This window comes from Roseateles toxinivorans (assembly GCF_004362525.1).
Lineage (GTDB): Bacteria > Pseudomonadota > Gammaproteobacteria > Burkholderiales > Burkholderiaceae_C > Paucibacter > Paucibacter toxinivorans.
This window is the reverse complement of the sequence record NZ_SNXS01000002.1, coordinates 1,077,300-1,099,777: the sequence shown is the minus strand read 5'-3', so window position 1 is coordinate 1,099,777 and position 22,478 is coordinate 1,077,300. Positions and strand designations below refer to the sequence as shown.

20 protein-coding genes, 2 tRNA genes and 2 rRNA genes are annotated in these 22,478 nt (G+C 63.2%); 6 read left to right on the top strand and 18 right to left on the bottom strand.

Features of this window, described 5'->3' with window-relative positions; genetic code table 11:
• Positions 1-26: 26 nt before the first annotated feature.
• The 5 genes from DES47_RS10760 to ptsP form a co-directional block, all read right to left on the bottom strand.
• Positions 27-2,906, bottom strand: a 23S ribosomal RNA gene (locus DES47_RS10760).
• Between the two features lie 336 nt (positions 2,907-3,242).
• Positions 3,243-3,318: transfer RNA gene (locus DES47_RS10755), tRNA-Ala, on the bottom strand.
• Between the two features lie 31 nt (positions 3,319-3,349).
• Positions 3,350-3,426, bottom strand: a tRNA-Ile gene (locus DES47_RS10750).
• Between the two features lie 207 nt (positions 3,427-3,633).
• Positions 3,634-5,168 (bottom strand): 16S ribosomal RNA (locus tag DES47_RS10745).
• The 16S and 23S rRNA genes sit together here with 2 tRNA genes alongside, the layout of an rRNA operon.
• Positions 5,169-5,660: 492 nt before the next feature.
• The gene (gene ptsP, locus DES47_RS10740; protein ID WP_133700646.1) at positions 5,661-7,463 is read right to left on the bottom strand and encodes a phosphoenolpyruvate--protein phosphotransferase; all 1,803 of its coding nucleotides are present in this window, start codon (positions 7,461-7,463) and stop codon (positions 5,661-5,663) included.
• Between the two features lie 160 nt (positions 7,464-7,623).
• Here ptsP and DES47_RS10735 point away from each other — a divergent pair, with 160 nt between their 5' ends.
• Positions 7,624-8,445, top strand: coding sequence for a GNAT family N-acetyltransferase (locus DES47_RS10735; protein WP_133700645.1), 822 nt, complete (start codon positions 7,624-7,626; stop codon positions 8,443-8,445).
• Positions 8,446-8,534: 89 nt separating this feature from the next.
• Here the strand turns inward: DES47_RS10735 and DES47_RS10730 are convergent, their stop codons facing one another.
• The 4 genes from DES47_RS10730 to DES47_RS10715 are packed head-to-tail and all read right to left on the bottom strand — an operon-like array spanning position 8,535 to position 11,055.
• Positions 8,535-8,804, bottom strand: coding sequence for an HPr family phosphocarrier protein (locus DES47_RS10730; protein ID WP_133700644.1), 270 nt, complete (start codon positions 8,802-8,804; stop codon positions 8,535-8,537).
• Positions 8,801-9,217 carry a PTS sugar transporter subunit IIA gene (locus DES47_RS10725; RefSeq protein WP_133700643.1) on the bottom strand — a complete coding sequence of 139 codons (417 nt, stop codon included), beginning with the start codon at positions 9,215-9,217 and terminating at the stop codon, positions 8,801-8,803. The genes DES47_RS10730 and DES47_RS10725 overlap by 4 nt, the downstream gene beginning before the upstream one ends.
• A gap of 3 nt (positions 9,218-9,220) precedes the next feature.
• Positions 9,221-10,501 carry an MFS transporter gene (locus tag DES47_RS10720; RefSeq protein WP_133700642.1) on the bottom strand — a complete coding sequence of 427 codons (1,281 nt, stop codon included), beginning with the start codon at positions 10,499-10,501 and terminating at the stop codon, positions 9,221-9,223.
• Entirely contained in the window at positions 10,498-11,055 is a 558-nt protein-coding gene (locus DES47_RS10715) for a hypothetical protein (protein WP_133700641.1), read from the bottom strand. Before DES47_RS10715 ends, DES47_RS10720 begins: the two co-directional genes overlap by 4 nt.
• A 78-nt stretch (positions 11,056-11,133) precedes the next feature.
• Here DES47_RS10715 and DES47_RS10710 point away from each other — a divergent pair, with 78 nt between their 5' ends.
• The 4 genes from DES47_RS10710 (at position 11,134) to DES47_RS10695 (ending at position 14,805) form a co-directional block, all read left to right on the top strand.
• Positions 11,134-12,351 carry a CaiB/BaiF CoA transferase family protein gene (locus DES47_RS10710; protein WP_133700640.1) on the top strand — a complete coding sequence of 406 codons (1,218 nt, stop codon included), beginning with the start codon at positions 11,134-11,136 and terminating at the stop codon, positions 12,349-12,351.
• Positions 12,348-12,836, top strand: a complete 489-nt coding sequence (locus DES47_RS10705; protein WP_133700639.1) for a thioredoxin family protein — start codon at positions 12,348-12,350, stop codon at positions 12,834-12,836. The genes DES47_RS10710 and DES47_RS10705 overlap by 4 nt, the downstream gene beginning before the upstream one ends.
• A 216-nt stretch (positions 12,837-13,052) precedes the next feature.
• Positions 13,053-14,204, top strand: coding sequence for an ATP-binding protein (locus DES47_RS10700; RefSeq protein ID WP_133700638.1), 1,152 nt, complete (start codon positions 13,053-13,055; stop codon positions 14,202-14,204).
• Positions 14,205-14,295: 91 nt separating this feature from the next.
• On the top strand, positions 14,296-14,805 hold the full coding sequence (locus tag DES47_RS10695; RefSeq protein WP_133700637.1) for a TlpA family protein disulfide reductase: 510 nt from the start codon (positions 14,296-14,298) through the stop codon (positions 14,803-14,805).
• On the opposite strand, the gene lipA is transcribed toward DES47_RS10695, so the two are convergent.
• On the bottom strand, positions 14,806-15,807 hold the full coding sequence (gene lipA, locus DES47_RS10690; RefSeq protein ID WP_133700636.1) for a lipoyl synthase: 1,002 nt from the start codon (positions 15,805-15,807) through the stop codon (positions 14,806-14,808).
• Positions 15,808-15,823: 16 nt separating this feature from the next.
• A complete protein-coding gene (gene lipB / locus DES47_RS10685) occupies positions 15,824-16,492 on the bottom strand; it encodes a lipoyl(octanoyl) transferase LipB (RefSeq protein ID WP_133700635.1) in 669 nt (222 codons plus the stop codon).
• Between the two features lie 111 nt (positions 16,493-16,603).
• Between lipB and DES47_RS10680 the strand changes: the two genes are divergently transcribed.
• A complete protein-coding gene (locus DES47_RS10680) occupies positions 16,604-17,263 on the top strand; it encodes a tetratricopeptide repeat protein (protein ID WP_166651953.1) in 660 nt (219 codons plus the stop codon).
• Between the two features lie 31 nt (positions 17,264-17,294).
• On the opposite strand, the gene DES47_RS10675 is transcribed toward DES47_RS10680, so the two are convergent.
• The 7 genes from DES47_RS10675 to DES47_RS10645 form a co-directional block, all read right to left on the bottom strand.
• A complete protein-coding gene (locus tag DES47_RS10675) occupies positions 17,295-17,567 on the bottom strand; it encodes a DUF493 family protein (RefSeq protein WP_133700633.1) in 273 nt (90 codons plus the stop codon).
• 42 nt (positions 17,568-17,609) lie between these two features.
• The gene (locus tag DES47_RS10670; protein WP_133700632.1) at positions 17,610-18,488 is read right to left on the bottom strand and encodes a D-amino acid aminotransferase; all 879 of its coding nucleotides are present in this window, start codon (positions 18,486-18,488) and stop codon (positions 17,610-17,612) included.
• A 48-nt stretch (positions 18,489-18,536) separates the two neighbouring features.
• The gene (locus DES47_RS10665; RefSeq protein WP_133700631.1) at positions 18,537-19,682 is read right to left on the bottom strand and encodes a D-alanyl-D-alanine carboxypeptidase family protein; all 1,146 of its coding nucleotides are present in this window, start codon (positions 19,680-19,682) and stop codon (positions 18,537-18,539) included.
• 60 nt (positions 19,683-19,742) lie between these two features.
• Complete coding sequence (locus DES47_RS10660) at positions 19,743-20,360, bottom strand: alpha/beta hydrolase (RefSeq protein ID WP_133700630.1); 618 nt, start codon at positions 20,358-20,360, stop codon at positions 19,743-19,745.
• A gap of 12 nt (positions 20,361-20,372) precedes the next feature.
• Positions 20,373-20,699, bottom strand: a complete 327-nt coding sequence (locus DES47_RS10655; RefSeq protein WP_133700629.1) for a (2Fe-2S) ferredoxin domain-containing protein — start codon at positions 20,697-20,699, stop codon at positions 20,373-20,375.
• 70 nt (positions 20,700-20,769) lie between these two features.
• Entirely contained in the window at positions 20,770-21,879 is a 1,110-nt protein-coding gene (locus tag DES47_RS10650; protein WP_243748249.1) for a VanZ family protein, read from the bottom strand.
• A gap of 13 nt (positions 21,880-21,892) precedes the next feature.
• Entirely contained in the window at positions 21,893-22,321 is a 429-nt protein-coding gene (locus tag DES47_RS10645) for a CopD family protein (RefSeq protein ID WP_133700627.1), read from the bottom strand.
• Between the last annotated feature and the right edge of the window lie 157 nt (positions 22,322-22,478).

The following is a 22,478-nucleotide window of genomic DNA, read 5'->3' as shown; positions in this document are numbered from 1 at the left end:
CATGTCCAGCGTGACTTCAAAGTTATAGGGTCAAGCCTCACGAGCAATTAGTACTGGTTAGCTTAACGCATTACTGCGCTTCCACACCCAGCCTATCAACGTCCTGGTCTAGAACGACTCTTCAGGGGGCTCAAGGCCCCGGCAAGACTCATCTTGAGACGAGTTTCCCGCTTAGATGCTTTCAGCGGTTATCTCTTCCGCACTTAGCTACTCGGCGATGCCACTGGCGTGACAACCGATACACCAGAGGTGCGTCCACTCCGGTCCTCTCGTACTAGGAGCAGGCTCTCTCAATCTTGCAGCGCCCACGGAAGATAGGGACCAAACTGTCTCACGACGTTTTAAACCCAGCTCACGTACCTCTTTAAATGGCGAACAGCCATACCCTTGGGACCGGCTACAGCCCCAGGATGAGATGAGCCGACATCGAGGTGCCAAACACCGCCGTCGATATGAACTCTTGGGCGGTATCAGCCTGTTATCCCCAGAGTACCTTTTATCCGTTGAGCGATGGCCCTTCCATACAGAACCACCGGATCACTTTGTCCTACTTTCGTACCTGCTCGACTTGTCAGTCTCGCAGTCAAGCACGCTTATGCCAATGCACTATCAACACGATTTCCGACCGTATTTAGCGTACCTTCGAACTCCTCCGTTACACTTTGGGAGGAGACCGCCCCAGTCAAACTGCCCACCATACACTGTCCCCATCCCGGATAACGGGACAAGGTTAGAACCTCAAACACACCAGGGTGGTATTTCAACGTTGGCTCCACGACACCTAGCGGCACCGCTTCAAAGCCTCCCACCTATCCTACACAGATCTGTTCAAAGTCCAATGTAAAGCTACAGTAAAGGTTCATGGGGTCTTTCCGTCTTTCCGCGGGGAGATTGCATCATCACAAACATTTCAACTTCGCTGAGTCTCTGGAGGAGACAGTGTGGCCATCATTACTCCATTCGTGCAGGTCGGAACTTACCCGACAAGGAATTTCGCTACCTTAGGACCGTTATAGTTACGGCCGCCGTTTACTGGGACTTCAATCAAGAGCTTGCACCCCATCATTTAATCTTCCAGCACCGGGCAGGAGTCACACCCTATACGTCGACTTTCGTCTTTGCAGAGTGCTGTGTTTTTAATAAACAGTTGCAGCCACCGATTCTCTGCGGCCCCATTCTGCTCACCAAGTAAATGGATCACATACTAGAGGCACACCTTCTTCCGAAGTTACGGTGTCAATTTGCCGAGTTCCTTCTCCAGAGTTCTCTCAAGCGCCTTAGAATACTCATCTCGCGCACCAGTGTCGGTTTGCGGTACGGTCAATCTATAGCTGAAGCTTAGTGGCTTTTCCTGGAAGCAGGGTATCACTCACTTCGTCTGCAAGCAGACTCGTTATCACGCCTCATCTAATTCCCCCGGATTTGCCTAAGGGATACGACTACACGCTTGAACCGGGACATCCAACACCCGGCTGAGCTAACCTTCTCCGTCCCCACATCGCACTATAGATCGGTACAGGAATATTGACCTGTTTCCCATCAGCTACGCATCTCTGCCTCGCCTTAGGGGCCGACTCACCCTACGCCGATGAACGTTGCGTAGGAAACCTTGCGCTTTCGGCGAGGGGGCTTTTCACCCCCTTTAACGCTACTCATGTCAGCATTCGCACTTCTGATACCTCCAGCAGCCTTCACAAGCCACCTTCACAGGCGTACAGAACGCTCTCCTACCACGTGCAATAAATTGCACATCCGCAGCTTCGGTAACTGGCTTAGCCCCGTTACATCTTCCGCGCAGGACGACTCGATCAGTGAGCTATTACGCTTTCTTTAAATGATGGCTGCTTCTAAGCCAACATCCTGACTGTTTTAGCCTTCCCACTTCGTTTCCCACTTAGCCAATTTTAGGGACCTTAGCTGGCGGTCTGGGTTGTTTCCCTCTTGAGTCCGGACGTTAGCACCCGGTGCTCTGTCTCCCAAGCTGTACTCATCGGTATTCGGAGTTTGCATAGGTTTGGTAAGTCGCCATGACCCCCTAGCCTAAACAGTGCTCTACCCCCGATGGTAATACTTGAGGCACTACCTAAATAGTTTTCGGAGAGAACCAGCTATTTCCAAGTTTGTTTAGCCTTTCACCCCTATCCACAGCTCATCCGCTAGTTTTGCAACACTAGTCGGTTCGGACCTCCAGCACCTGTTACGGTACCTTCATCCTGGCCATGGATAGATCACTTGGTTTCGGGTCTACACCCAGCGACTGGACGCCCTATTCGGACTCGATTTCTCTACGGCTTCCCTATTCGGTTAACCTTGCCACTGAATGTAAGTCGCTGACCCATTATACAAAAGGTACGCCGTCACCCGTTTCCAGGCTCCGACTTTTTGTATGCATACGGTTTCAGGATCTATTTCACTCCCCTCCCGGGGTTCTTTTCGCCTTTCCCTCACGGTACTAGTTCACTATCGGTCGATTACGAGTATTTAGCCTTGGAGGATGGTCCCCCCATATTCAGACAGGATTACACGTGTCCCGCCCTACTTGTCGCACGCCTAGTTCCACAATCTGCATTTTTCATACGGGGCTATCACCCGCTATGGCCGGACTTTCCATTCCGTTCTGATATGCTGACTGCTAAAACGTGCAGGCTGTTCCGATTTCGCTCGCCACTACTTTCGGAATCTCGGTTGATGTCTTTTCCTCGAGCTACTGAGATGTTTCAGTTCACCCGGTTCGCCTCGCATACCTATGTATTCAGTATGCGATACCCCTAAGGGTGGGTTTCCCCATTCGGAAATCTCCGGATCAAAGCTAATTTGCCAGCTCCCCGAAGCTTATCGCAGGCTATCACGTCCTTCGTCGCCTGTAATCGCCAAGGCATCCACCATATGCACTTATTCACTTGACCCTATAACTTTGACGTCTCGCCGCACTGACATGCAGACTACTGAGACATCGGTCAAGGAACGTTTGAGTAATTCACGCGTTATGCCGAACTTCATATCTAAACTTTTCAGCTTTCGCTGCTTCGCTTAGTTGAAGTCTATGTTGACGCAATCAAATATGTTGCCGACGGCACGGTGCTCAACCCCCTTTACGAAGAAGTTAAGCTTTCCGTCGACAACGCTGATTCGACTCTACAAATTGTTAAAGAACAACAGCCAGTTTTGAACTGACAAACCAGAATTCCCGCGCAATCTCGTGATTCGCGGCAAACTTTGGTTTGTCATCTCAATGAAGTGATTGGTGGAGGATGACGGGATCGAACCGACGACCCCCTGCTTGCAAAGCAGGTGCTCTCCCAGCTGAGCTAATCCCCCGGGACTTGATTCAAGCATAAAGCTCGATCCGTGGTGGGTCTGGTTGGATTCGAACCAACGACCCCCGCCTTATCAAGACGGTGCTCTAACCGACTGAGCTACAGACCCACGCGTTTGTTTGCATGAGGCCTGCTTGTCTCAACGCAGCCTTCTCCAGGCTCGCCCGGCAGGCTCACGCCGTATTTCTACGATCAATCACTCACTGTTGTGAATTACAGCCGATAAGTGTGGGCGCCCAAATTTGAGTGCCATATGGACTCAGCTCATCAACTATTGAAGCAAGCTTCAACAATCAACTGCTTTGTCATTTTCCAGAAAGGAGGTGATCCAGCCGCACCTTCCGATACGGCTACCTTGTTACGACTTCACCCCAGTCACGAACCCTGCCGTGGTAATCGCCCTCCTTGCGGTTAGGCTAACTACTTCTGGCAGAACCCGCTCCCATGGTGTGACGGGCGGTGTGTACAAGACCCGGGAACGTATTCACCGCGGCAAGCTGATCCGCGATTACTAGCGATTCCGACTTCACGCAGTCGAGTTGCAGACTGCGATCCGGACTACGACCGGTTTTCTGGGATTAGCTCCCCCTCGCGGGTTGGCAGCCCTCTGTACCGGCCATTGTATGACGTGTGTAGCCCTACCCATAAGGGCCATGATGACCTGACGTCATCCCCACCTTCCTCCGGTTTGTCACCGGCAGTCTCATTAGAGTGCCCAACTGAATGTAGCAACTAATGACAAGGGTTGCGCTCGTTGCGGGACTTAACCCAACATCTCACGACACGAGCTGACGACGGCCATGCAGCACCTGTGTTCAGATTCTCTTTCGAGCACTCCCAAATCTCTTCGGGATCTCTGACATGTCAAGGGTAGGTAAGGTTTTTCGCGTTGCATCGAATTAAACCACATCATCCACCGCTTGTGCGGGTCCCCGTCAATTCCTTTGAGTTTCAACCTTGCGGCCGTACTCCCCAGGCGGTCAACTTCACGCGTTAGCTACGTTACTGAGAAGAAACCCTCCCAACAACCAGTTGACATCGTTTAGGGCGTGGACTACCAGGGTATCTAATCCTGTTTGCTCCCCACGCTTTCGTGCATGAGCGTCAGTACAGGTCCAGGGGATTGCCTTCGCCATCGGTGTTCCTCCGCATATCTACGCATTTCACTGCTACACGCGGAATTCCATCCCCCTCTACCGTACTCTAGCTATGCAGTCACAAATGCAGTTCCCAGGTTGAGCCCGGGGATTTCACATCTGTCTTGCATAACCGCCTGCGCACGCTTTACGCCCAGTAATTCCGATTAACGCTTGCACCCTACGTATTACCGCGGCTGCTGGCACGTAGTTAGCCGGTGCTTATTCTTCAGGTACCGTCATTAGCCCAAGGTATTATCCCAGGCCGTTTCTTCCCTGACAAAAGCGGTTTACAACCCGAAGGCCTTCTTCCCGCACGCGGCATGGCTGGATCAGACTTGCGTCCATTGTCCAAAATTCCCCACTGCTGCCTCCCGTAGGAGTCTGGGCCGTGTCTCAGTCCCAGTGTGGCTGGTCGTCCTCTCAGACCAGCTACAGATCGTCGCCTTGGTGGGCTTTTACCCCGCCAACTAGCTAATCTGATATCGGCCGCTCCAATTGCGCGAGGTCTTGCGATCCCCCGCTTTCACCCTCAGGTCGTATGCGGTATTAGCCACTCTTTCAAGTAGTTATCCCCCACAACTGGGCACGTTCCGATACATTACTCACCCGTTCGCCACTCGCCACCAGGATTGCTCCCGTGCTGCCGTTCGACTTGCATGTGTAAGGCATGCCGCCAGCGTTCAATCTGAGCCAGGATCAAACTCTACAGTTCGATCTTGAATTTTTGCTCAAAGAATTGAAGTGAACTTCACTTCCATGAGCGTTTAAAGTCCAGGAGACTTCGGAACCCCAGTTTTACCCAGGATCCCAAGCACCCATCTTCAAACGCCCACGCTTATCGGCTGTTAATTTTTAAAGAACATCGCGCTTCACATTCGCCTTGCGGCTATCGCTACTTGCTGCGTTGCTGACTTCGTTTTTCGTCATCAGCGAAGACCATGATTATGGCAGTTTTTTTAATCCTGCGTCAACTGTTTTCTTCTTTTTCTTCGCTACCGTTTTCGTTGATTGCTTTTTCAAACCATCTTCGAATCCGGCCGCTGGGTCACTTGTGTTTCTCAGCAGCGAAGCCCACGACTATAGCACGAGTTTTTTGGGGGCAGCAAGACGCCGGCGGAAAAATCTCACAGCGACTGGTTCAGCGCGGGTTGAAGACGCGCCCGGGCCAGCTCGGGCAAGGCCTCGCGGCCAGCGGCCCCAGCAACTAGTGCTTATATAGAGAGGCGGCGGTCGGGCTGCGGGCAGAGGAGAACAGCGCCTGCGCCGTCTGCTGCGGATCTTCGCTGGCGAGCACCTCGGGCAGCTGGCTGGCCAGGCGGGACGCGTCGGCCCGCAGCAGGCGCTGCTTGACCGCCGGTATCTGCGAGGGGTGCATCGAGAAGCTGCGCAGGCCCATGGCCAGCAACAGGTCGGTGAAAGCCACGTCCCCGGCCATCTCGCCACAGACACTGACCCCCTTGCCGGCCGCATGGGCCTGGGAGATGGACTGGGCAATCAGCTGCAGCACCGCAGGATGCCAGGCGTCATAGAGATGGGCGACGGCTTCGTCGGCGCGGTCGATGGCCAGGGTGTACTGAATCAGGTCGTTGGTGCCTATCGAGATGAAGTCCACATGCTTGAGCATCAGGGGCAGCATCATCGCAGCGGCGGGCACCTCGATCATCACGCCGATCTCCACATGGGAGAAGGCGTGGCCCGAGTCGGTGAGCTGCTGGCGCACGCGGGTCAGCGCCTCGTGAATCATGCGCAACTCGCTGAGATGGGCGACCATGGGCACCAGCAGGCGCACCTTGCCATAGGCGCTGGCGCGGTAGATGGCGCGAAGCTGCTGGCGGAACATGCTGGGCTCGGCCAGGCACCAGCGGATGGCGCGCAGGCCCAGGGCCGGGTTGAGCACATGCTCGTGGCGCAGTTCGCTGGTTGACATCCGGTCCAGCGGCTTGTCGGCGCCCACATCGACCGTGCGTATCGTCACGGGCATGCCCTTCATCGCCTCGACGGCGGCACGATAGGCCTCGAACTGTTCGTCCTCGCCGGGCAGTTCGCCGTCGCGGTTCATGAACAGGAACTCGCTGCGGAACAGCCCGACGCCGGTGGCGCCGGCCATCAGGGCCGCCGGCGCATCGGCCGGCAGCTCGATATTGGCCAGCAGTTCAACACGCTCGCTGTCCAAGGTCACGGCCGGCGTGTGGCGCAGCCGGGCCAGGCGGGCGCGCTCCAGCTCGCTCTGGCGCTGGCGGAAACGGTACTCCTCCAGCACGATAGGGGATGGGTTGACGATCACCGCACCGACGTCGCCATCGATGATGACCCAGTCGTCCTGGCGTATCAGCCGGCTGGCCTCACGCGCGCCGACCACGGCCGGGATGTCCATGCTGCGCGCGACGATGGCGGTGTGCGAGGTCTTGCCGCCGATGTCGGTGATGAAGCCGTGGAACACGCTGCGCTTGAACTGCATCATGTCGGCCGGGGCAATGTCGGCAGCGACCAGCAGCAGCGGATCCTCGCCGCCGAAGTCGCGGGCCGTCACATCAGCCGCCACGTGGGAGGACGTCGCCGCCGCCGGGTCCCGGCTCAGCGCCCGCAGCACCCGCTCCACGACCTGCTCCAGATCGGCCTTGCGCTCGCGCAGGTATTCATCTTCCATCTCATCGAATTGGCGGGCCAGCACTTCCAGCTGGGCCGACAGCGCCCATTCGGCGTTGTAGTGGCGCTCGATGATCCAGTGCTTGGTGGCGCCGGTCAGCGTCTCGTCGCGCAGCAGCATCAGGTGCACATCGAGCAGGGCCCACAGCTCCTGAGGCGCGTCCTCTGGCAGCTCTCGCTGCAATGTTTCCAGTTCATGGGCAACGACGTCCCGCGCATGCAGCAGGCGGTCCACCTCGGCCTCCACGCCGCCGACCTCGATGAAATAGTGCGCCACATCGACGCGACCGGACGCCACCAGCACGGCCCGGCCTATGGCCACGCCCCTGGACACGGGAATACCGAAGACCTGAAAGCTCATGAGCCCACTGTAGCAGCGCGCATGCCCGGCGAAGGGCATGCAACTACTTAGTCAGGCGCCAAACGCCGGACGTCACGGCAACGTCATACAGACGTCACAGCTGCGTCACCCCGCCGACCGAGCATGGCTGAACTTCAAAGAGCCAACAGAAAGCCATCACATGCGTGATCTTCCCCTGCCCACCCTGCCCTACACCGACCTGCGCCCCACGGGAGCGCGCCGGTCCCTGCTGACGCCGTCCGCCCCCGCCCGCCTCGACGTGGCCTGGGCCCGCACCGAAGACGATGTGCGCCAGGCCCAGCGCCTGCGCTATGACGTGTTCGTGAACGAGATGGGGGCCCGGCTGAGTACGCCCCGCGGCGCACCGGCCGGCCATGACATCGATGTGTTCGATCCGTACTGCGAGCATCTGCTGGTGCGTGCCGTCATCGATGGCGAACAGCCCGGCCCGGTGATAGGCACCTACCGGGTGCTGACGCCCGCGGCCGCGATACGCGCTGGCGGCCTGTACAGCGAGACCGAGTTCGATCTGACCCGGCTGCGCAGCCTGCGCTCGCGCATGGTCGAGCTGGGCCGCTCCTGCGTGCATCCGGACTATCGTTCCGGCGGCGCCATCATGGCACTGTGGGGCGCGCTGGCCGAATTCATGCTGCGCAACGAACTGGACACGATGATCGGCTGCGCCAGCGTCAGCATGTGCGATGGTGGCCACTTCGCGGCCAGCCTCTGGCACCAGTTGCAGAAGACGCATCTGGCGGCGATCGAATGGCAGGTGCGCCCGCGCCTGCCGCTGCCGGTCGATGAATTGCGTACCGACCTTGCCGTCGAGGCCCCTCCGCTGATCAAGGGCTATCTGCGCTGCGGCGCCCGCATCCTGGGCCGCCCGGCCTGGGATCCGGACTTCAACACCGCCGATCTGCCGATGATGATGCGCATCTCCGACCTGCCCGCGCGCTACCGCAAGCACTTCCTAGAGAAATAGAGCACCCGGCAGCGGGGTACCACTGCGACACGCCGGGCGGGTGCTCAAACGGCTTGGGGCGGCCCGGCGCCGTTTGAGCGCCGCCTTGACTACTGTCCTTCGCCGAACTTGTCGTTGACCAGGGCAGTCAGCGCGTCCATCGCCGCCTGTTCGTCCTCGCCCTCGGTCTCGATCTCGACCGTGCTGCCCATGCCGGCGGCCAGCATCATCACACCCATGATGCTCTTGGCATTGACGCGGCGGCCATTGCGGGTCATGAAGACCTCGGATTTGAAGCCACCCGCCAGCTTGGTGAGCTTGGCCGAGGCGCGGGCATGCAGGCCCAGCTTGTTGATGATGGTGATGGTGTTCTTGATCATGGGGCTGGTGAAGGAGCGGGCGCGATATCGGGATTCGACACAGGGACTATGCCTTTCTTGCCGCCGTCGACGGCGCGCTGGATCAATTGATCCAGCGGTTCACTGGCGTAACACAGCGAGCGCCACAGCATCGGCACATTGACGCCGGCCAGCTGCCGCACATGGATCTCGTCGGCCAGGCGCAGCGCGGCGTTGCTGGGCGTTGCACCGGCCACATCGGTCAGTATCAGCGCCTCGGGTTGGGCGATGCGGGCCAGCAGCGGGCGCGCCGCTTCGAGCACCTGGTCGGCCGACATGTCCGGCGTCACGTCAAGCGCCTCGAGCTGGCGGGCGCAGTCGGGAAAGGTGTGGCGCGCCACAGCCTGGAGAGCCGAGGCCAGCGGTGCGTGGGCGATGAGCAGGATTCCGGTCATGGCTCAATTATGGGCAGTCGCACCGGCCGCGTGGGCCTGCAAGGCTTCCTGGCCGTCATCACGCCAGCAAAACCACAGATAGGACAGCACACTGGCCAGGGCCAGCAGGGCGAAGGCGCCGCGGTAGGCGGCCAGCACCGACCAACCCCAACCGCGCATCAGATCCAGCGCCAGGCCAATGCCCCATTGCACCAGGAAGACGCCGGAGAAGATCACCAGATTGAAGGCCGACAGGGCGCGACCCGCCAGACGGTCCGGGAAGGCCTGACCGACGGCCGGCTGAGACAGCGACACCACCGTGCTGCTGACGCAGAACAGCCCCCAGGCCCAGGCGCTGGCCTGCTCGCCCAGCAACAGGGCCAAAAGCAACACCCCGGTGCTGATCGGCATCGCCCGCTTCAGCAAGGCCTGGGCCGTCCAGCCGCTGGCATAGAGGCGCGGCAGCACCAGCCCCCAGCTCAGAAAGGCCACCAGCATGCCCAGATTGATGAAGAACAGACCCTGCGCCGCCTCGCCCTGAGTCCAGCCGCAGACCTGCGTCAGCCAGGGTCCGGCCCATAGCGATTGCACGGCCACCATCGCCCCGTACTGCACCAGACCCAGCGGCAGCATGCGCACAAAGCTGGGGTGGCGGAAGACGGCGGCATAGGCGCGCAGACCGCCGGCCTCGCTGGCATGGGGCTGGACGGGCGCGTCGCGCGGCACGATCAGCGCAATGCCCAGCATGGCCAGCAGCAATAGCGCGGACAGTCCCCAGAACAGGCCGCGCCAGCCGACCAGCGGCAGCAGGTACTGCACCGGCAGGGTCGAGGCCACCATGCCCAGCGAGCCGGTCATCAGCATCCACGAAGTGGCGCGCATCTGCGCGCGGGCATCGAAACGGCGGCGAAACGCCGTCATAGGCGCCATCAGACAGGCCGACACCCCAACACCGCACAGCGCCCGCGCCGCCACCAGCCCGGCAAAGCTGGTGGCCAGGGCAAAGGCCGCGCAACCCAGCACGGCCATGCTCAACAGCACCAGCAGCACGCGCTTGGGGCCGAAGCGGTCCAGCCCGCTGCCCAGCGGCAGTTGCATGGCGGAGAAGCCCAGAAAAAAGGCCCCGGCCAGCAGGCCCAGATCGGCCGATTGCAGCTCCAGCTCGGCGCTGAAGGTCGGCGCCAAGGTGGCGGTCACCGCCCGCAGCAGGGCCGAAAAGAAGTAGGCGAAGGCAAAGCTGAGGAACAGCAACGCGGCCGCGCGAAGGCCCATGGCCCGATCCTGGCGCTCGACAGCCGCGGTCATGAAGCGAACTTCATGCCATTGAGAAAGCCTTCCTCGGCGGCGGCGTCACGCTTGGCGCCCAGCACCACGGCCTGGAACACCCGCGTGCCGTGGGCGAACACCGCCACCGCGCCCTGGGTGCCCGAGCCATCGGGCAACTTGCCGGCCAGCGACTGCTGCAGCGCCTGCGGGTTGGGCGTCATGCCGCCGACCTGCACCGGCACGGCGGACGCCGCACCGGCCGCCGGATTGGCTGCCAGCTTGGCCGCCAATGATTGGCGCATCTGCTGCAGTGCCGGACCGACCAGGGCTGGGTCACCGACATCGACGTAGGACAGCGCAAAGCTCTGGTTCGACGTCTTGCAGGCATAGAGGCGCATATCGAAGGTCCGGCCCTGCATCTCGACCTGGCGCGCATCGCTGGCCGGTTTGCAGGGGAACATCAGGAGCAGATTCGCCCCCTCGGGCCGCACCTCGCGCCAGTCCAGGCCGGGGGCACAGGCCGCCAGGACGGGCAGGCAGGCCAGCGCCCAGGTACGCAGCGAAATCAGGGAGGGGGGGTGGCGGTGCGGCATCCGGCCATTATCCGGTGCCTGGCTCGGGGCGACTGCAGCACAATCGCTGCCATGCGAACAAGCAATGCTATCCCCTCCATGGCACTCGCCGGCGTGCGCGTGCTCGACCTCTCCCGCGTGCTGGCCGGCCCCTGGAGCACCCAGACCCTGGCCGATCTGGGCGCCGACGTGATCAAGGTCGAGCGCCCCGGTGCCGGCGACGACACCCGCGGCTGGGGCCCTCCGTTCATGAAGGACGACCAGGGCCATGACACCGCCGAGGCCGCCTACTACCTGGGCGCCAACCGCAACAAGCGCTCGATCACCATAGACATCGCCAGCCCCGGGGGCCAGGACTTGATACGCAGACTAGCGGCGCAGAGCGATGTGCTGGTCGAAAACTTCAAGGTCGGCGACCTGGCCCGCTACGGCCTGGATGCGCAGAGCCTGCTGGCGCTGAACCCCAAGCTGGTGGTCTGCTCGATCACCGGCTTCGGCCAGACCGGCCCCTACAAGGACCGCGCCGGCTACGACTATGCGGTGCAGGGCATGGGCGGCCTGATGAGCGTGACCGGCGAGCGCGACGATCTGCCCGGAGGTGGGCCGCAAAAAGTGGGCGTGGCGGTGGCCGACCTGTTCACCGGCCTGTATGCCACGGTGGCCATACTGGCCGCGCTGCGCCATGCCGAGGCCACCGGCCAGGGCCAGGCCATAGACATGGCCCTGCTCGACACCCAGGTGGCGATGCTGGCCAATCTCGGGTCCAACTACCTCAGCACGGGCGTCGCACCGAAGCGCGTCGGCAATGCGCACCAGAACATCGTGCCCTACCAGGTGTTCGAAGTCGCCGACGGCCACCTGATACTGGCGGTGGGCAATGACGGCCAGTTCGCCAAGTTCTGCGAGATCGCTGGCTGCGGAGAGTTCGTTGCCGACCCGCGCTATGCCCGCAATGCTGACCGCGTACGCAACCGCGAACAGCTGGTGCCCCAACTCGCAGCAATCATGAAGACCCGGCCGCGCGCCGACTGGCTGGCCGCGCTCGAAGCCGCCAAGGTGCCCTGCGGCGCCATCAACAATCTGCGGGAAGTGTTCGCCGACCCTCAGGTGCTGGCGCGCGAGATGGTGGTGCCCATGGCCCACCCGCTGACCGACAAGCTGCGCCTGGTCGCCAGCCCGATGAAGCTGTCGGCCACACCGGTGAGCTACCGGCAGGCCCCGCCGCTACTGGGCGAGCACACCCAGGCCATCCTGGCCGAGTTCGGCATCAGCGAGGGGGAAGCCGAACTGCTGCGGCAGCAAGGCGTGCTGGGATGAGCCTGAGCCGACGCGAACTGCTGCAATGGCTTGCGGTCCCGGCCGCGCTGGCCGTACCGAACCCTGCCACGGCGGCAGAAACCCGGCTGCCCACGCCCGAATCGCTGCCCGCAGCGGCCGAGCAGGCCACCGCCCAGGGCCAACCACTGCTGCTGCTGGCCAGCCTGCCCGGCTGCCGTTTCTGCGAGGAGCTGCGCCGCTCGCACCTGCTGCCCGGGCTGCGCGCCGACACGGCTGCAGCGCGCCTGTATGCCGTCCAGCTGGACATTCGCAACCCATCGATGCTGATCGACTTCGACGGCCATCGCCGCAGCCAGGATGCCGTGCTGCGGCGGCTGGGCGTTCGCTTCGCCCCCACCGTGCTGCTGCTGGGCCCCCGCGGCCAGGCCCTGGCCGAGCCCCTGATTGGTGCGCTGCTGCCCGACTTCTATGCCAGCTACCTGGACGAAAGACTCAACCAGGCCCGGCAGGCACTGCGTCCCTGAGCGACCCGATTCCCGGCCAGCCTGCACGCCCATCTGCGGGGGGCCGCCCCTCTGTTGCGAAAAACCCCCAACTCGGGGGATGGACGGTAGACGGGCCCGGCCAGCACCATGGCAACCCGTTGTCGCTCCATGCAATGTCTGCATATCACGCAACGGAACAGACCTCGGCCTATCGGGGCGCCAAGCAAGAACAGGGACGAGGGAGAATAAGCATCTATGTCTGAACCAAAGCCTGGCCCCTTCAACGCCCTGCCGGCCGCCACACTGGCGCCCGCATCGGGGGCGGAGCGTGCCGACTGGGCAGACATCGTGCAGCAGCTCGGCGCCGAGATCGCCGGCCCGCTGAGTTCGGCACTGGAGCGCATTCAGAACCTGATCGTCACCGGCCAGATCGACCGCCAGAGCCTGCGCGCGCTGCGCGAGAGTGTGGCCAATGCACGCGAGGCCGGCATGGTGGGTCAGCAGCTGGCGCGCCTGGCCTCGGGGCGGCTGCAGCTGTCGCGCGAGCGCCTGCACCTGACCCAGATGCTGCGCAGCGTGCTCACCCACCGTGCCCGCGAGGCCCAGGCCCGCGGCATCCAGATCCGCCAGGTGCTCAAACCCGCCGAGGTGATGGTCGACGGCTCCCTGCTGTTCGCCCTGCTCAATGCCCTGATGGACTGGGCGCTGGCCAGCACCCACTCGCCGATCGAGATGCGCGTCGAATTCACCCCCTGGCCGGTACGCGCCCGCCTGAGCTGCCGTTTTGCCCACCGCGCGATGGACGTGCTGGACGAGCGCCAGCTCGATGCCGCCAGCGCCGGCCTGAACTCGCTGACCTGGCGCCTGGTCGAGCAGACCGCGTTGACCATGGGCCTGACGCCGCAGCGCGAGGACGACAGCGGCATCACCACCTTCTCGCTGGAGTTCCCCAGCACCATCACCTCGGAGCTGGAGAATCTGGACGAAAAGATCGAGGTCGATCAGGACGACTTCGAGCCCTCGGCCAACTCCAAGCCGCTGGCGGGCAGCCATCTGCTGATCGTTGCCTCCAAGCGCGAGTTGCGCATGCAGGTGCAGGACGCGGTGCGCCATATGGGCCTGATCATCGACCAGGTCGGTTCGATGGATGAGGCCATCTCCTTCTGCCAGGACGGCCTGCCGCATGGCATCGTGTTCGAGTCCGCGCTGCGCGGTGCATCGTTCCAGGCGCTGTTCGACGAGTTGCGCAACGAGATTGCGGACTTCAGCTTCATCGAGATCCACAAGGATGGGCGCGGCACCCAGCTGTCCACCGCCAGCGTCGACGGCCTGGCCCATGTGGACATCCGCGCGCTGGACGACTCGCTGCCGTCCATCCTGCTGTTCGAGCTGTCCAAGAGCATGTAAGCGTGATTTGCCGGGAACTCCGGCAAATCCCCAGGCTCTACCGGGCCCGGGCCGTCGGCGTACACTGCGGCTCGCTCACAGGTCACGCCCGATGAAACTTCCCCGCTACACCGCTCCCGCCCTGCTTGCCGCCGTTCTGGCGGTGGGCGCCACATTGGCGTACCAGAGCGTCAACAGCCGCGAGACTGCGCCTGCGGTTGAGTACGTGCTGCTCGATGGCAGCAAGCTCAGCAGCCAGCAATGGCAGGGCAAGGTGATGCTGGTCAACTTCTGGGCCACCAGCTGCACCACCTGCGTGCGCGAGATGCCGCAGATCGTCGCCACGCACGAGAAGTTCAAGAGCCGGGGCTTCGATACCGTGGCCGTGGCCATGAGCTACGACCCGCCGGCCTTTGTGGCGAACTTCGCCGAAAGCCGCAAGCTGCCCTTTGGCGTGGCCATCGACAACACCGGCAGCATCGCCAAGAGCTTCGGCAAGGTGCAGCTGACGCCCACCACCCTGCTGATCAACAAGCGCGGCGAAATCGTCAAGCGCTATGTCGGCGAGCCCGACTTCGCCGCCCTGCACGGCCTGGTGGAAAAGCTGCTCGCCGAGACCTGATCAGGCCTTGGCTTCGGCGCCGGCCTTCAAGGTGTCATGCGCCTGCCGGTCGGCGTGATAGCTGGAGCGCACCAGCGCACCGACGGCGGCGTGGCTGAAGCCCATTTTGTAGGCCATGTCCTCGAACATCTTGAACACGTCCGGGTGCACATAGCGACGCACCGGCAGGTGGTGACCTGACGGCGCCAGGTACTGGCCTATAGTCAGCATGTCGATGCCGTGGGCGCGCATATCACGCATCACCTGCAGGATTTCTTCGTCGGTCTCGCCGAGGCCGACCATGATGCCGCTCTTCGTGGGCACGCCGGGCACGGCCTCCTTGAAGCGCTTCAGCAGATCCAGGCTGAACTGGTAGTCCGAGCCCGGGCGCGCTTCCTTGTATAGGCGCGGCGCGGTTTCCAGGTTGTGGTTCATCACGTCGGGCGGGGCGGCCTTCAGGATGTCCAGCGCGCGGTCCATGCGGCCGCGGAAGTCGGGCACCAACACCTCGATCTGGGTGCCGGGGCTCAGTTCGCGGACCTTGCGAATGCATTCGGCGAAGTGGCCGGCACCGCCGTCGCGCAGATCGTCACGATCGACGCTGGTGATGACGACGTACTTCAGCTTCAGCGCGGCAATCGTCTTGGCCAGGTTCTCGGGCTCGTTGACGTCCAGCGGATCGGGCCGGCCGTGGCCGACGTCGCAGAAGGGGCAGCGCCGAGTGCACTTGTCGCCCATGATCATGAAGGTGGCCGTGCCGCCGCCGAAGCATTCGCCGATATTCGGGCAGGAGGCCTCTTCGCAGACCGTGTGCAGCTTGTGCTCGCGCAGGATCTTCTTGATCTCGTAGAAGCGGGTGCTCGGCGAACCGGCCTTGACGCGTATCCAGTCGGGCTTCTTCAGGGTCTCGGCCGGCACGATCTTGATCGGGATGCGCGCCGTCTTGGCCTGCGACTTCTGCTTGGCCGTGGCGTCATAGTCCGCTGCGGACTGGGACTCGAAGGTGATGTTTTCGCTTGTCATGGGCCGACTCTGGCAGTTAGGGCCTCAGCTGGGCGGACAGCCGCTCACCGAAGCGCTGGGCCGCCGTGGCCCAGTCCGTGGAAACCCCGAGTGTAGCGAGGTCCACCGTGGCCAGACCTGCATAGCCGCAAGGGTTGATGTTGGAAAAGGGTTGCAGATCCATAGCCACGTTCAGGGCCACGCCGTGATAGGCACAGTGCCGGCTGACCTTGATGCCTAAAGCGGCGATCTTGCCCAGGCCGCGGAACGGGTCGCGCGGATCGGCCGGGCCGGTCAGCGCCGCATGGCCGCCGGGATCATCGAGCTTCACGTAAATGCCCGGCGCGCCGGCAACCCGGTGGCCGGTGAGGCCGTAACCGTCGAGCGTCTGTATCACCGCCGTTTCCAGCCGGTAGACGTACTCGCGCACATAGATGCCCAGCCGCGACAGATCGACCAGCGGATAGGCCACCACCTGACCAGGTCCATGGTAGGTGACCTGGCCGCCGCGGTTGCTTTGCACGATGGGGATGCCAGCGGGGTTCAGCACATGGTCGGCCTTGCCGGCCAGGCCCTGGGTGTAGACCGGCGAGTGCTCGGCCAACCACAGCTCGTCTTCGGTGTCGGACGTGCGGGCGTCGGTGAAGGCGCGCATCGCATCGAAGGTGGCCACGTAGTCTGCCAGGCCCAGGGTTTTGATCAGCATCTTGATATGCTAATCGCGCCCGACATCACCTGGTCATGATGCGGGGCAAGGCGATCTGTAGTACGGTGGCCTCGTGCCCCGGCGATGTTGCCGGGCCGAGCAGGACACCCCATGCGACCGACCCATTTCCGCTGCGGCCTCTGGCTCGCCATCGTTGTGGCCATGACGCCGGCCCTCGCCAGCGACTCGCCCCCCATCGACCAGGCCATCGCGGCCTATGCCACTGGCGATCTGGCCACGGCGCTGGCCGGCTTCGAGCGCCTGTCCAAGCAGGGTGAGCCGCTGGCCGACTACAACCTGGCAATGATGCATTTGCGTGCCGAGACGCCCAAGCCCGATGTCAATGAGGCCCTGCGTCTGCTGCAGCGCGCCGCTCGCAAGAATCTGGTGGTCGCGCAACTGAGCCTGGGGCAACTCTATGAGCAGGGGCTGCTGGGCAAGCCCGACCAGGTGCTGGCCGTGCGCTGGTTCACTCTGGCCGCGACGGCCGGCAATGTGGATGCCCAACTGGCCCTGGCCACCGCCCACTTTCTCGGCCGGGGTGTGGCCAAGGACATGGGCAAGGCCGCCCGCTGGTACCGCGAGGCGGCCAAGGGCGGCGATGTGGGCGCGCAGTACATCCTGGCCTCCATGTACGAGCATGGCCGCGGCGTAGACAGGGACCTGCGCCTGGCTCGCTACTGGTATGACGCGGCCGCCCGCAACGGCGACGAGGCCGCGCCAGCCAAGCTGAAGGAGCTGGATGCCAGGTTGGCCGAAACGCCGACGTGAGCGCCGACCTGAGCGCCAACCTGAAGCACGATCACAAGACGATCTTCACCATCGGATGGGTGGACAGGGTCCGGTAGAACTCGTCCAGCTGCTCGCGGCTGGTGGCCGTGATGGTCACCGTCAGGCCCATGTACTTGCCGCCCGAGCTGGGGCGCCGCTCGATGGTGGCGACGTCGAACTCGGGGTCGAACATCAGGGCCAGATCGGCGATGACCTGGGCAAAGCTCTCCACATTCGCGCCCATCACCTTGATGGGGAAGCGAGACGGGTACTCGATCAGCGACTGCTCGGGAGGAATGTCCATGCTTGTGTTCATGCCGGATAGATGGGGCTCATCCCCGGTATTTCAAATCGACTGCAGCCGCTTGGCCCCCTGGTAGGCCTCATAGAGCTTGGCATAGACCGGCCCGGGCTTGCCGCGCAGCGCACCATGGCCGACACCTTCGCCGTCCAGCGTGGTGACGGCCAGCACCTCCTTGGTGGCCGAGCTGAGGATGACCTCGTCGGCGGCGAACAGCTCGGCCTCGGAGATCGGGCGCAGGTTATAGGCCACGCCGACCTCCTCGCACAGCTCGCGCAGCAACTCGACACGTATGCCCTCCAGCACCTGCTCGCTCTTGGGCACACCCAGCAGCGCGCCCTCCTTGACGATCCAGACGTTGGACGCCGAGGCCTCGGTCAGGAAGCCCTCGCGCAGCATGATGGTCTCCACCGCGCCCTGGTCAGCCGAGATCTGGCGCGCCAGCACATTGCCCAGCAGCGAGGTGCTCTTGATGTCGCCGCGCTCCCAGCGGAAGTCGCGGGCGCTGACGCAGGCCACGCCGTGGTGGCGCTGCTCGGCCGGCACCGCGCGCTGTGCATTGCTGTACGAGAACACGGTGGGCTTCAGGTCTTTGGGCATCACATGATCGCGCGGCGCCACGCCACGGGTGACCTGGATGTACCACCATTGGTCCCCGTTCGGCAGGCGCGACACCAGCTCGCGGCCCAGGGCCAGCCATTGCTCCCGCGACATCGGGTTCGGTATGCGCAGCTTGGCCAGGCTGCGCTCGAGCCGGGCGATGTGCTCGTCGAAACGGAACATGCGCCCGCCATAGACGGGAATCATCTCGTAGGCACCATCGCCAAAGATGAAGCCGCGGTCCATCGGCGAGATACGTGCCTCGGCCAGGGGCGTGAAGGCCCCGTTCAGGTAGCAGGCAATATCGGGCAGCGCGTTCATCATCAGCTTCTCCTCGTCGAGTCGCCTAGCTTACGCCTGCCAGCGCCACCATCACTTGATCCAGAGCCGGATCGAGTCCCAGGCCCGGCCAAAGATGCCGGCCACCGGCACCGGCTCCAGCACCACCAGGGGCACGTCGGCCACCGGAGTGCCGGTGCTGGTCGTGACCTTCAGCGTGCCGACGCGCTGCCCCTTGTTCAGCGGCGCGACCAGCGGGTCGGTGCGTTCGATCTTGGTCAGCAGCTTGCCGCCCTCGCCCTTGGGCACGGCCACGAACACGGCCCCCTCGGCGCCCAGCTTGGCCTGGTTGACGACACCCTTCCAGACCTGGCCGGTGCTGACGCTCTGGCCGGCCTCGAACAGGCGCACCGCGTCAAAGGCCTGGTAGCCCCAGTTCAGCAGCTTCTGGCTCTCGCTGGCGCGGGCCTCACGCGAGTCGGTGCCCAGCACGATGCTCAAGAGACGGCGCTTGCCATTGGGGAAATCGCGTTGCGCACTGGCCACCAGGCAGTAGCCGGCAGCGTCGGTGTAGCCCGTCTTCATGCCATCGACCGTGGGGTCGCGGCGCAGCAGCATATTGCGGTTGTCCTGGCGGATCTTGTTGAAGGTGAAGTCCTTGACCGAGTAATAGGGGTAGTACTCGGGGAAGTCACGGATGATGTGGGCGGCCACCACCGACAGGTCCCGCGCCGAGGTCTTGTGGCCCGGCTCGCTCATGCCCTCGACGTTCTTGAACGCGGTGTTCTTCAGGCCCCAGGCCTGGGCCTGGCGGTTCATCATCGCGACGAACTGCTCGACCGTGCCGCCAACGCCCTCGGCCAAGGCCACCGAGGCGTCATTGCCCGACTGCACGATCATGCCGCGCAACAGTTCGTCGACCTTGGGCCGCATCGTCGTGTCGATGAACATCACCGAGGCGCCGCCCTTGCGCGCGTCCCAGGCACGCTGCGACACGGCCAGGGTGCCGTCAAGGGTCAGCTTCTTCTCGCGCAGCGCCTGAAAGACGATATAGGCCGTCATCAGCTTGGTCAGCGAGGCCGGGTCGGTCGGGGTGTCGGCATCGCGCTCGGCCAGCACCTGGTTGGAGGTCATGTCCAGCAGCAGGTACTGGCGCGCCGCGACTTCGGGCGGCTGGGGGGCCTGGGCAACAGCGACGGAGCTGGCCACGGCCAGCACAAAGGGAATCAGTGATTTCATCGGGGGATCAACAACAAAGGAGTCAGCCAGAGTCCTGGCAGGAAAAAGAGTTCAGTCCGATCAGCCGCCAGCAAAGGCGCGCAGCACCAGACTTTTCAGCAGCGGCAGTTGCCCATGGAAGAAATGGCCCACACCGGGCACGACGGTGATGGGCAGGACCTGCGGGCGCGCCCAGTCCAGCACTGCCTGCAACGGCACCACATCATCGGCCTCACCGTGGATCACCACGGTGTCGGCCGGCACGGCAGCGGTGTCGAAACGACTGGTTGCCGGGCCCACCAGCAGCAGGCGCTCGGCACGCTGGTCCTCGGGCAGGCGCAACGCCGCCTGCGAGGCCACATAGCCGCCGAAGGAGAAGCCCGCCAGCAGCAAGGGCAGGCCGGGCTCGCGCAGCGCGGCGATCACCGCCAGCGCGTCGTCAATCTCGCCCCGGCCCTCGTCCCACACGCCTTGTGATTGGCCGATACCACGGAAGTTGAAGCGAACCGCGCGATAACCCAGTTGCACAAAGGCGCGGGCGACGGTCTGCACGACCTTGTTGTCCAAGGTGCCCCCCTGCACAGGGTTGGGGTGGCAGATCACGGCCACGCCGCGCGGTGCGTCGGCAGGATTGTCAATCGCGCACTGGAGCTCGCCGGTCGGGCCGGCAATCAGCATGGTTTTGGTCTGTGAGTTCACCGGCGGTCAGGCTCAGCGGCCCACATTCGGTGGCAGGACCAGGCGCTCGACCACCTCGCCGCCAATCAGGTGCTTGTCGACGATCTCGTCGATGTCGCTGTTGTCGACAAAGGTGTACCAGGTCTCTTCCGGATAGATCACCGCCACCGGGCCGCCGGCGCAGCGGTCCAGGCAGCCGGCCTTGTTGACGCGCACCTGGCCGACGCCGGACAGGCCCGCCGCCTTGATGCGTGATTTGCAGTGGTTGAACGCTTCCTGCGCACCATGCTGGGCGCAGGCGTTCTCGCCGCTGTCGCGCTGGTTGAGGCAGAAAAAGATGTGGCGCTGGTAATAACTCATGGCTGGATTGTAGGCAGTGCGCGCAGCGCACGGGCGCTGCGCGCCCCCGTATCCAAAGGCATCTGGCGGCTCAAGCCGGATCTCGGCGGCTGACGCGCCCCAGCAGCCACAGCAGGCTCATGAAAGGCCACAGCCAGCCGACCCATTGCGCCACGCCATGAAAGCGGATGAAACGGCCCTGCTCCCAGGACGCCAGGTTCTGCGCAAAATACGGGTCGGTAGGCGCAACGCTGACGAGGGCGATCAACGCGGTGATGCCTATCAGTCCCAGGGCCGCTGCCGCGCGGGCCGGAACCCAGCAAAGCAACACCGCCAGCAGTCCGCCAAAGGCCAGGCCCCATTGCGCCGGGCCGGTCATCCAGGCCAGCGCATGCTGGGGGCCGAAGCTCATCGCTGCGGAGAAAGCGGTAGCGCACACACCCAGGGTCGCGGCACCAAGCACCAGGCCCAACTTGCGCCATCCCGGCATGGCCACCGCCAACGCGAGCAGACAGGGCGCGAGCAGGCCCAGGGCGATCGTCAGCGCCTCCAGGCCCGGCGGCAGCGCGCGGCCAGGCTCGGCCAGCGAGGCTGCCGCATGGCCCAGTTCCCAGGGCGTATCTTCCAATGCCAGTATCAGCCACTCACGCAGGCGGGGCAGCACCTGGCCCAGACCCAGCGGCACAGGGGCAGGGAACAGCAATCCCACCGGCCACAGCAGCAGCAGGGCCAGGGCGCCGGCGCTCGATGGCACGAACCAGCGGTCGCGCAGGGTCTGCCAGCGCTCCATTCCGCCCAAGGCATGGACCAGCAGACCCAGCAGCACGCCCAGCGCGGCACCGGCCGTGTTCAGCGCCCAGTCGGCCAGCGACGGAACACGCGACGGGAGGAAATGCTGCAGGGTCTCGATCAGGAACGACAGCAGGCTGGGTAGCAGCAATCCGGCCAGCAAGGCCCATCGCAGCCCGAAGCCGCTGCGCACCAGGGCGGCAAACAGCAATCCGCCCAACGGCAGATAGGCCAGCAGATTCGACGACACATCGAACGCCAGCCAGTAACGGGGCCAGGGCAGGCGCAGCACCTCCACCAGCCCGGCCCCCGGCGGCCAGCGCCAGCCGGTGAAGGGGTAGAGGCTGGCATAGACCGCCAGCAGGCCGTAGGCAAGCGCCAGCAGGGAGGCCAGGCTGCGACGGCGGCGCATGGTCAGTCAGGCATCAAAAGGGCTTGACCACAACCAGGATCACCACAACGGCGAAGATCAGCACCGAGGTCTCGTTGAACACGCGGAACCACCGGTGGCTGCGGCGATTGGCCAACTGCTCGAACTTGCGCAGGATTGAGCGGCACATATGGTGATAGCCAACCGCCAGCAGCACCACCAGCAGCTTGGCATGCATCCAGCCGCTGCCGGGCCCGCGACCGATGCCGTAGTACAGCCACAGCACCAGGCCCAGGGCCAGCGCAGGCACCATCAGCAGGGTCATGAACTTGTAGAGCTTGTGCGCCATCAGGAGCAGGCGCTCACGTTCGGCGTGGCTGTCGGCCGGCACCATGGCCAGATTGACGAACAGCCGGGGCATATAGAACAGACCAGCGAACCAGCTGGCGACGAAGATGATGTGAAAGGCTTTGACCCAGAGCATCAGCCATTATGGCGTGCATACCAAGCCGAGAACGACGCTGTAACGTTGACGCGAGGATCTCGACAAACGCAAAGTGGCGGCACAAAAAAAAGCCCCGACCTTGGGCCGGGGCTGGAAAGCCTTATCGCTGTCATCACGCTAAGGCTCCTGCTCAGGG

Bases quoted from the DNA above. Each gene is read 5' to 3' on its own strand.
- lipA (WP_133700636.1), bottom strand. From the start codon at position 15,807: ATGACAAGCGAAAACATCACCTTCGAGTCCCAGTCCGCAGCGGACTAT.
- DES47_RS10710 (WP_133700640.1), top strand. From the start codon at position 11,134: ATGGCACTCGCCGGCGTGCGCGTGCTCGACCTCTCCCGCGTGCTGGCC.
- DES47_RS10725 (WP_133700643.1), bottom strand. From the start codon at position 9,217: ATGACCGGAATCCTGCTCATCGCCCACGCACCGCTGGCCTCGGCTCTC.
- DES47_RS10675 (WP_133700633.1), bottom strand. From the start codon at position 17,567: ATGGACATTCCTCCCGAGCAGTCGCTGATCGAGTACCCGTCTCGCTTC.
- DES47_RS10695 (WP_133700637.1), top strand. From the start codon at position 14,296: ATGAAACTTCCCCGCTACACCGCTCCCGCCCTGCTTGCCGCCGTTCTG.
- DES47_RS10700 (WP_133700638.1), top strand. From the start codon at position 13,053: ATGTCTGAACCAAAGCCTGGCCCCTTCAACGCCCTGCCGGCCGCCACA.
- ptsP (WP_133700646.1), bottom strand. From the start codon at position 7,463: ATGAGCTTTCAGGTCTTCGGTATTCCCGTGTCCAGGGGCGTGGCCATA.
- DES47_RS10645 (WP_133700627.1), bottom strand. From the start codon at position 22,321: ATGCTCTGGGTCAAAGCCTTTCACATCATCTTCGTCGCCAGCTGGTTC.
- DES47_RS10670 (WP_133700632.1), bottom strand. From the start codon at position 18,488: ATGATGAACGCGCTGCCCGATATTGCCTGCTACCTGAACGGGGCCTTC.
- DES47_RS10655 (WP_133700629.1), bottom strand. From the start codon at position 20,699: ATGAGTTATTACCAGCGCCACATCTTTTTCTGCCTCAACCAGCGCGAC.
- DES47_RS10705 (WP_133700639.1), top strand. From the start codon at position 12,348: ATGAGCCTGAGCCGACGCGAACTGCTGCAATGGCTTGCGGTCCCGGCC.
- DES47_RS10730 (WP_133700644.1), bottom strand. From the start codon at position 8,804: ATGATCAAGAACACCATCACCATCATCAACAAGCTGGGCCTGCATGCC.
- DES47_RS10735 (WP_133700645.1), top strand. From the start codon at position 7,624: ATGCGTGATCTTCCCCTGCCCACCCTGCCCTACACCGACCTGCGCCCC.
- DES47_RS10665 (WP_133700631.1), bottom strand. From the start codon at position 19,682: ATGAAATCACTGATTCCCTTTGTGCTGGCCGTGGCCAGCTCCGTCGCT.
- DES47_RS10720 (WP_133700642.1), bottom strand. From the start codon at position 10,501: ATGACCGCGGCTGTCGAGCGCCAGGATCGGGCCATGGGCCTTCGCGCG.
- DES47_RS10650 (WP_243748249.1), bottom strand. From the start codon at position 21,879: ATGCGCCGCCGTCGCAGCCTGGCCTCCCTGCTGGCGCTTGCCTACGGC.
- lipB (WP_133700635.1), bottom strand. From the start codon at position 16,492: ATGCTGATCAAAACCCTGGGCCTGGCAGACTACGTGGCCACCTTCGAT.
- DES47_RS10680 (WP_166651953.1), top strand. From the start codon at position 16,604: ATGCGACCGACCCATTTCCGCTGCGGCCTCTGGCTCGCCATCGTTGTG.
- DES47_RS10715 (WP_133700641.1), bottom strand. From the start codon at position 11,055: ATGCCGCACCGCCACCCCCCCTCCCTGATTTCGCTGCGTACCTGGGCG.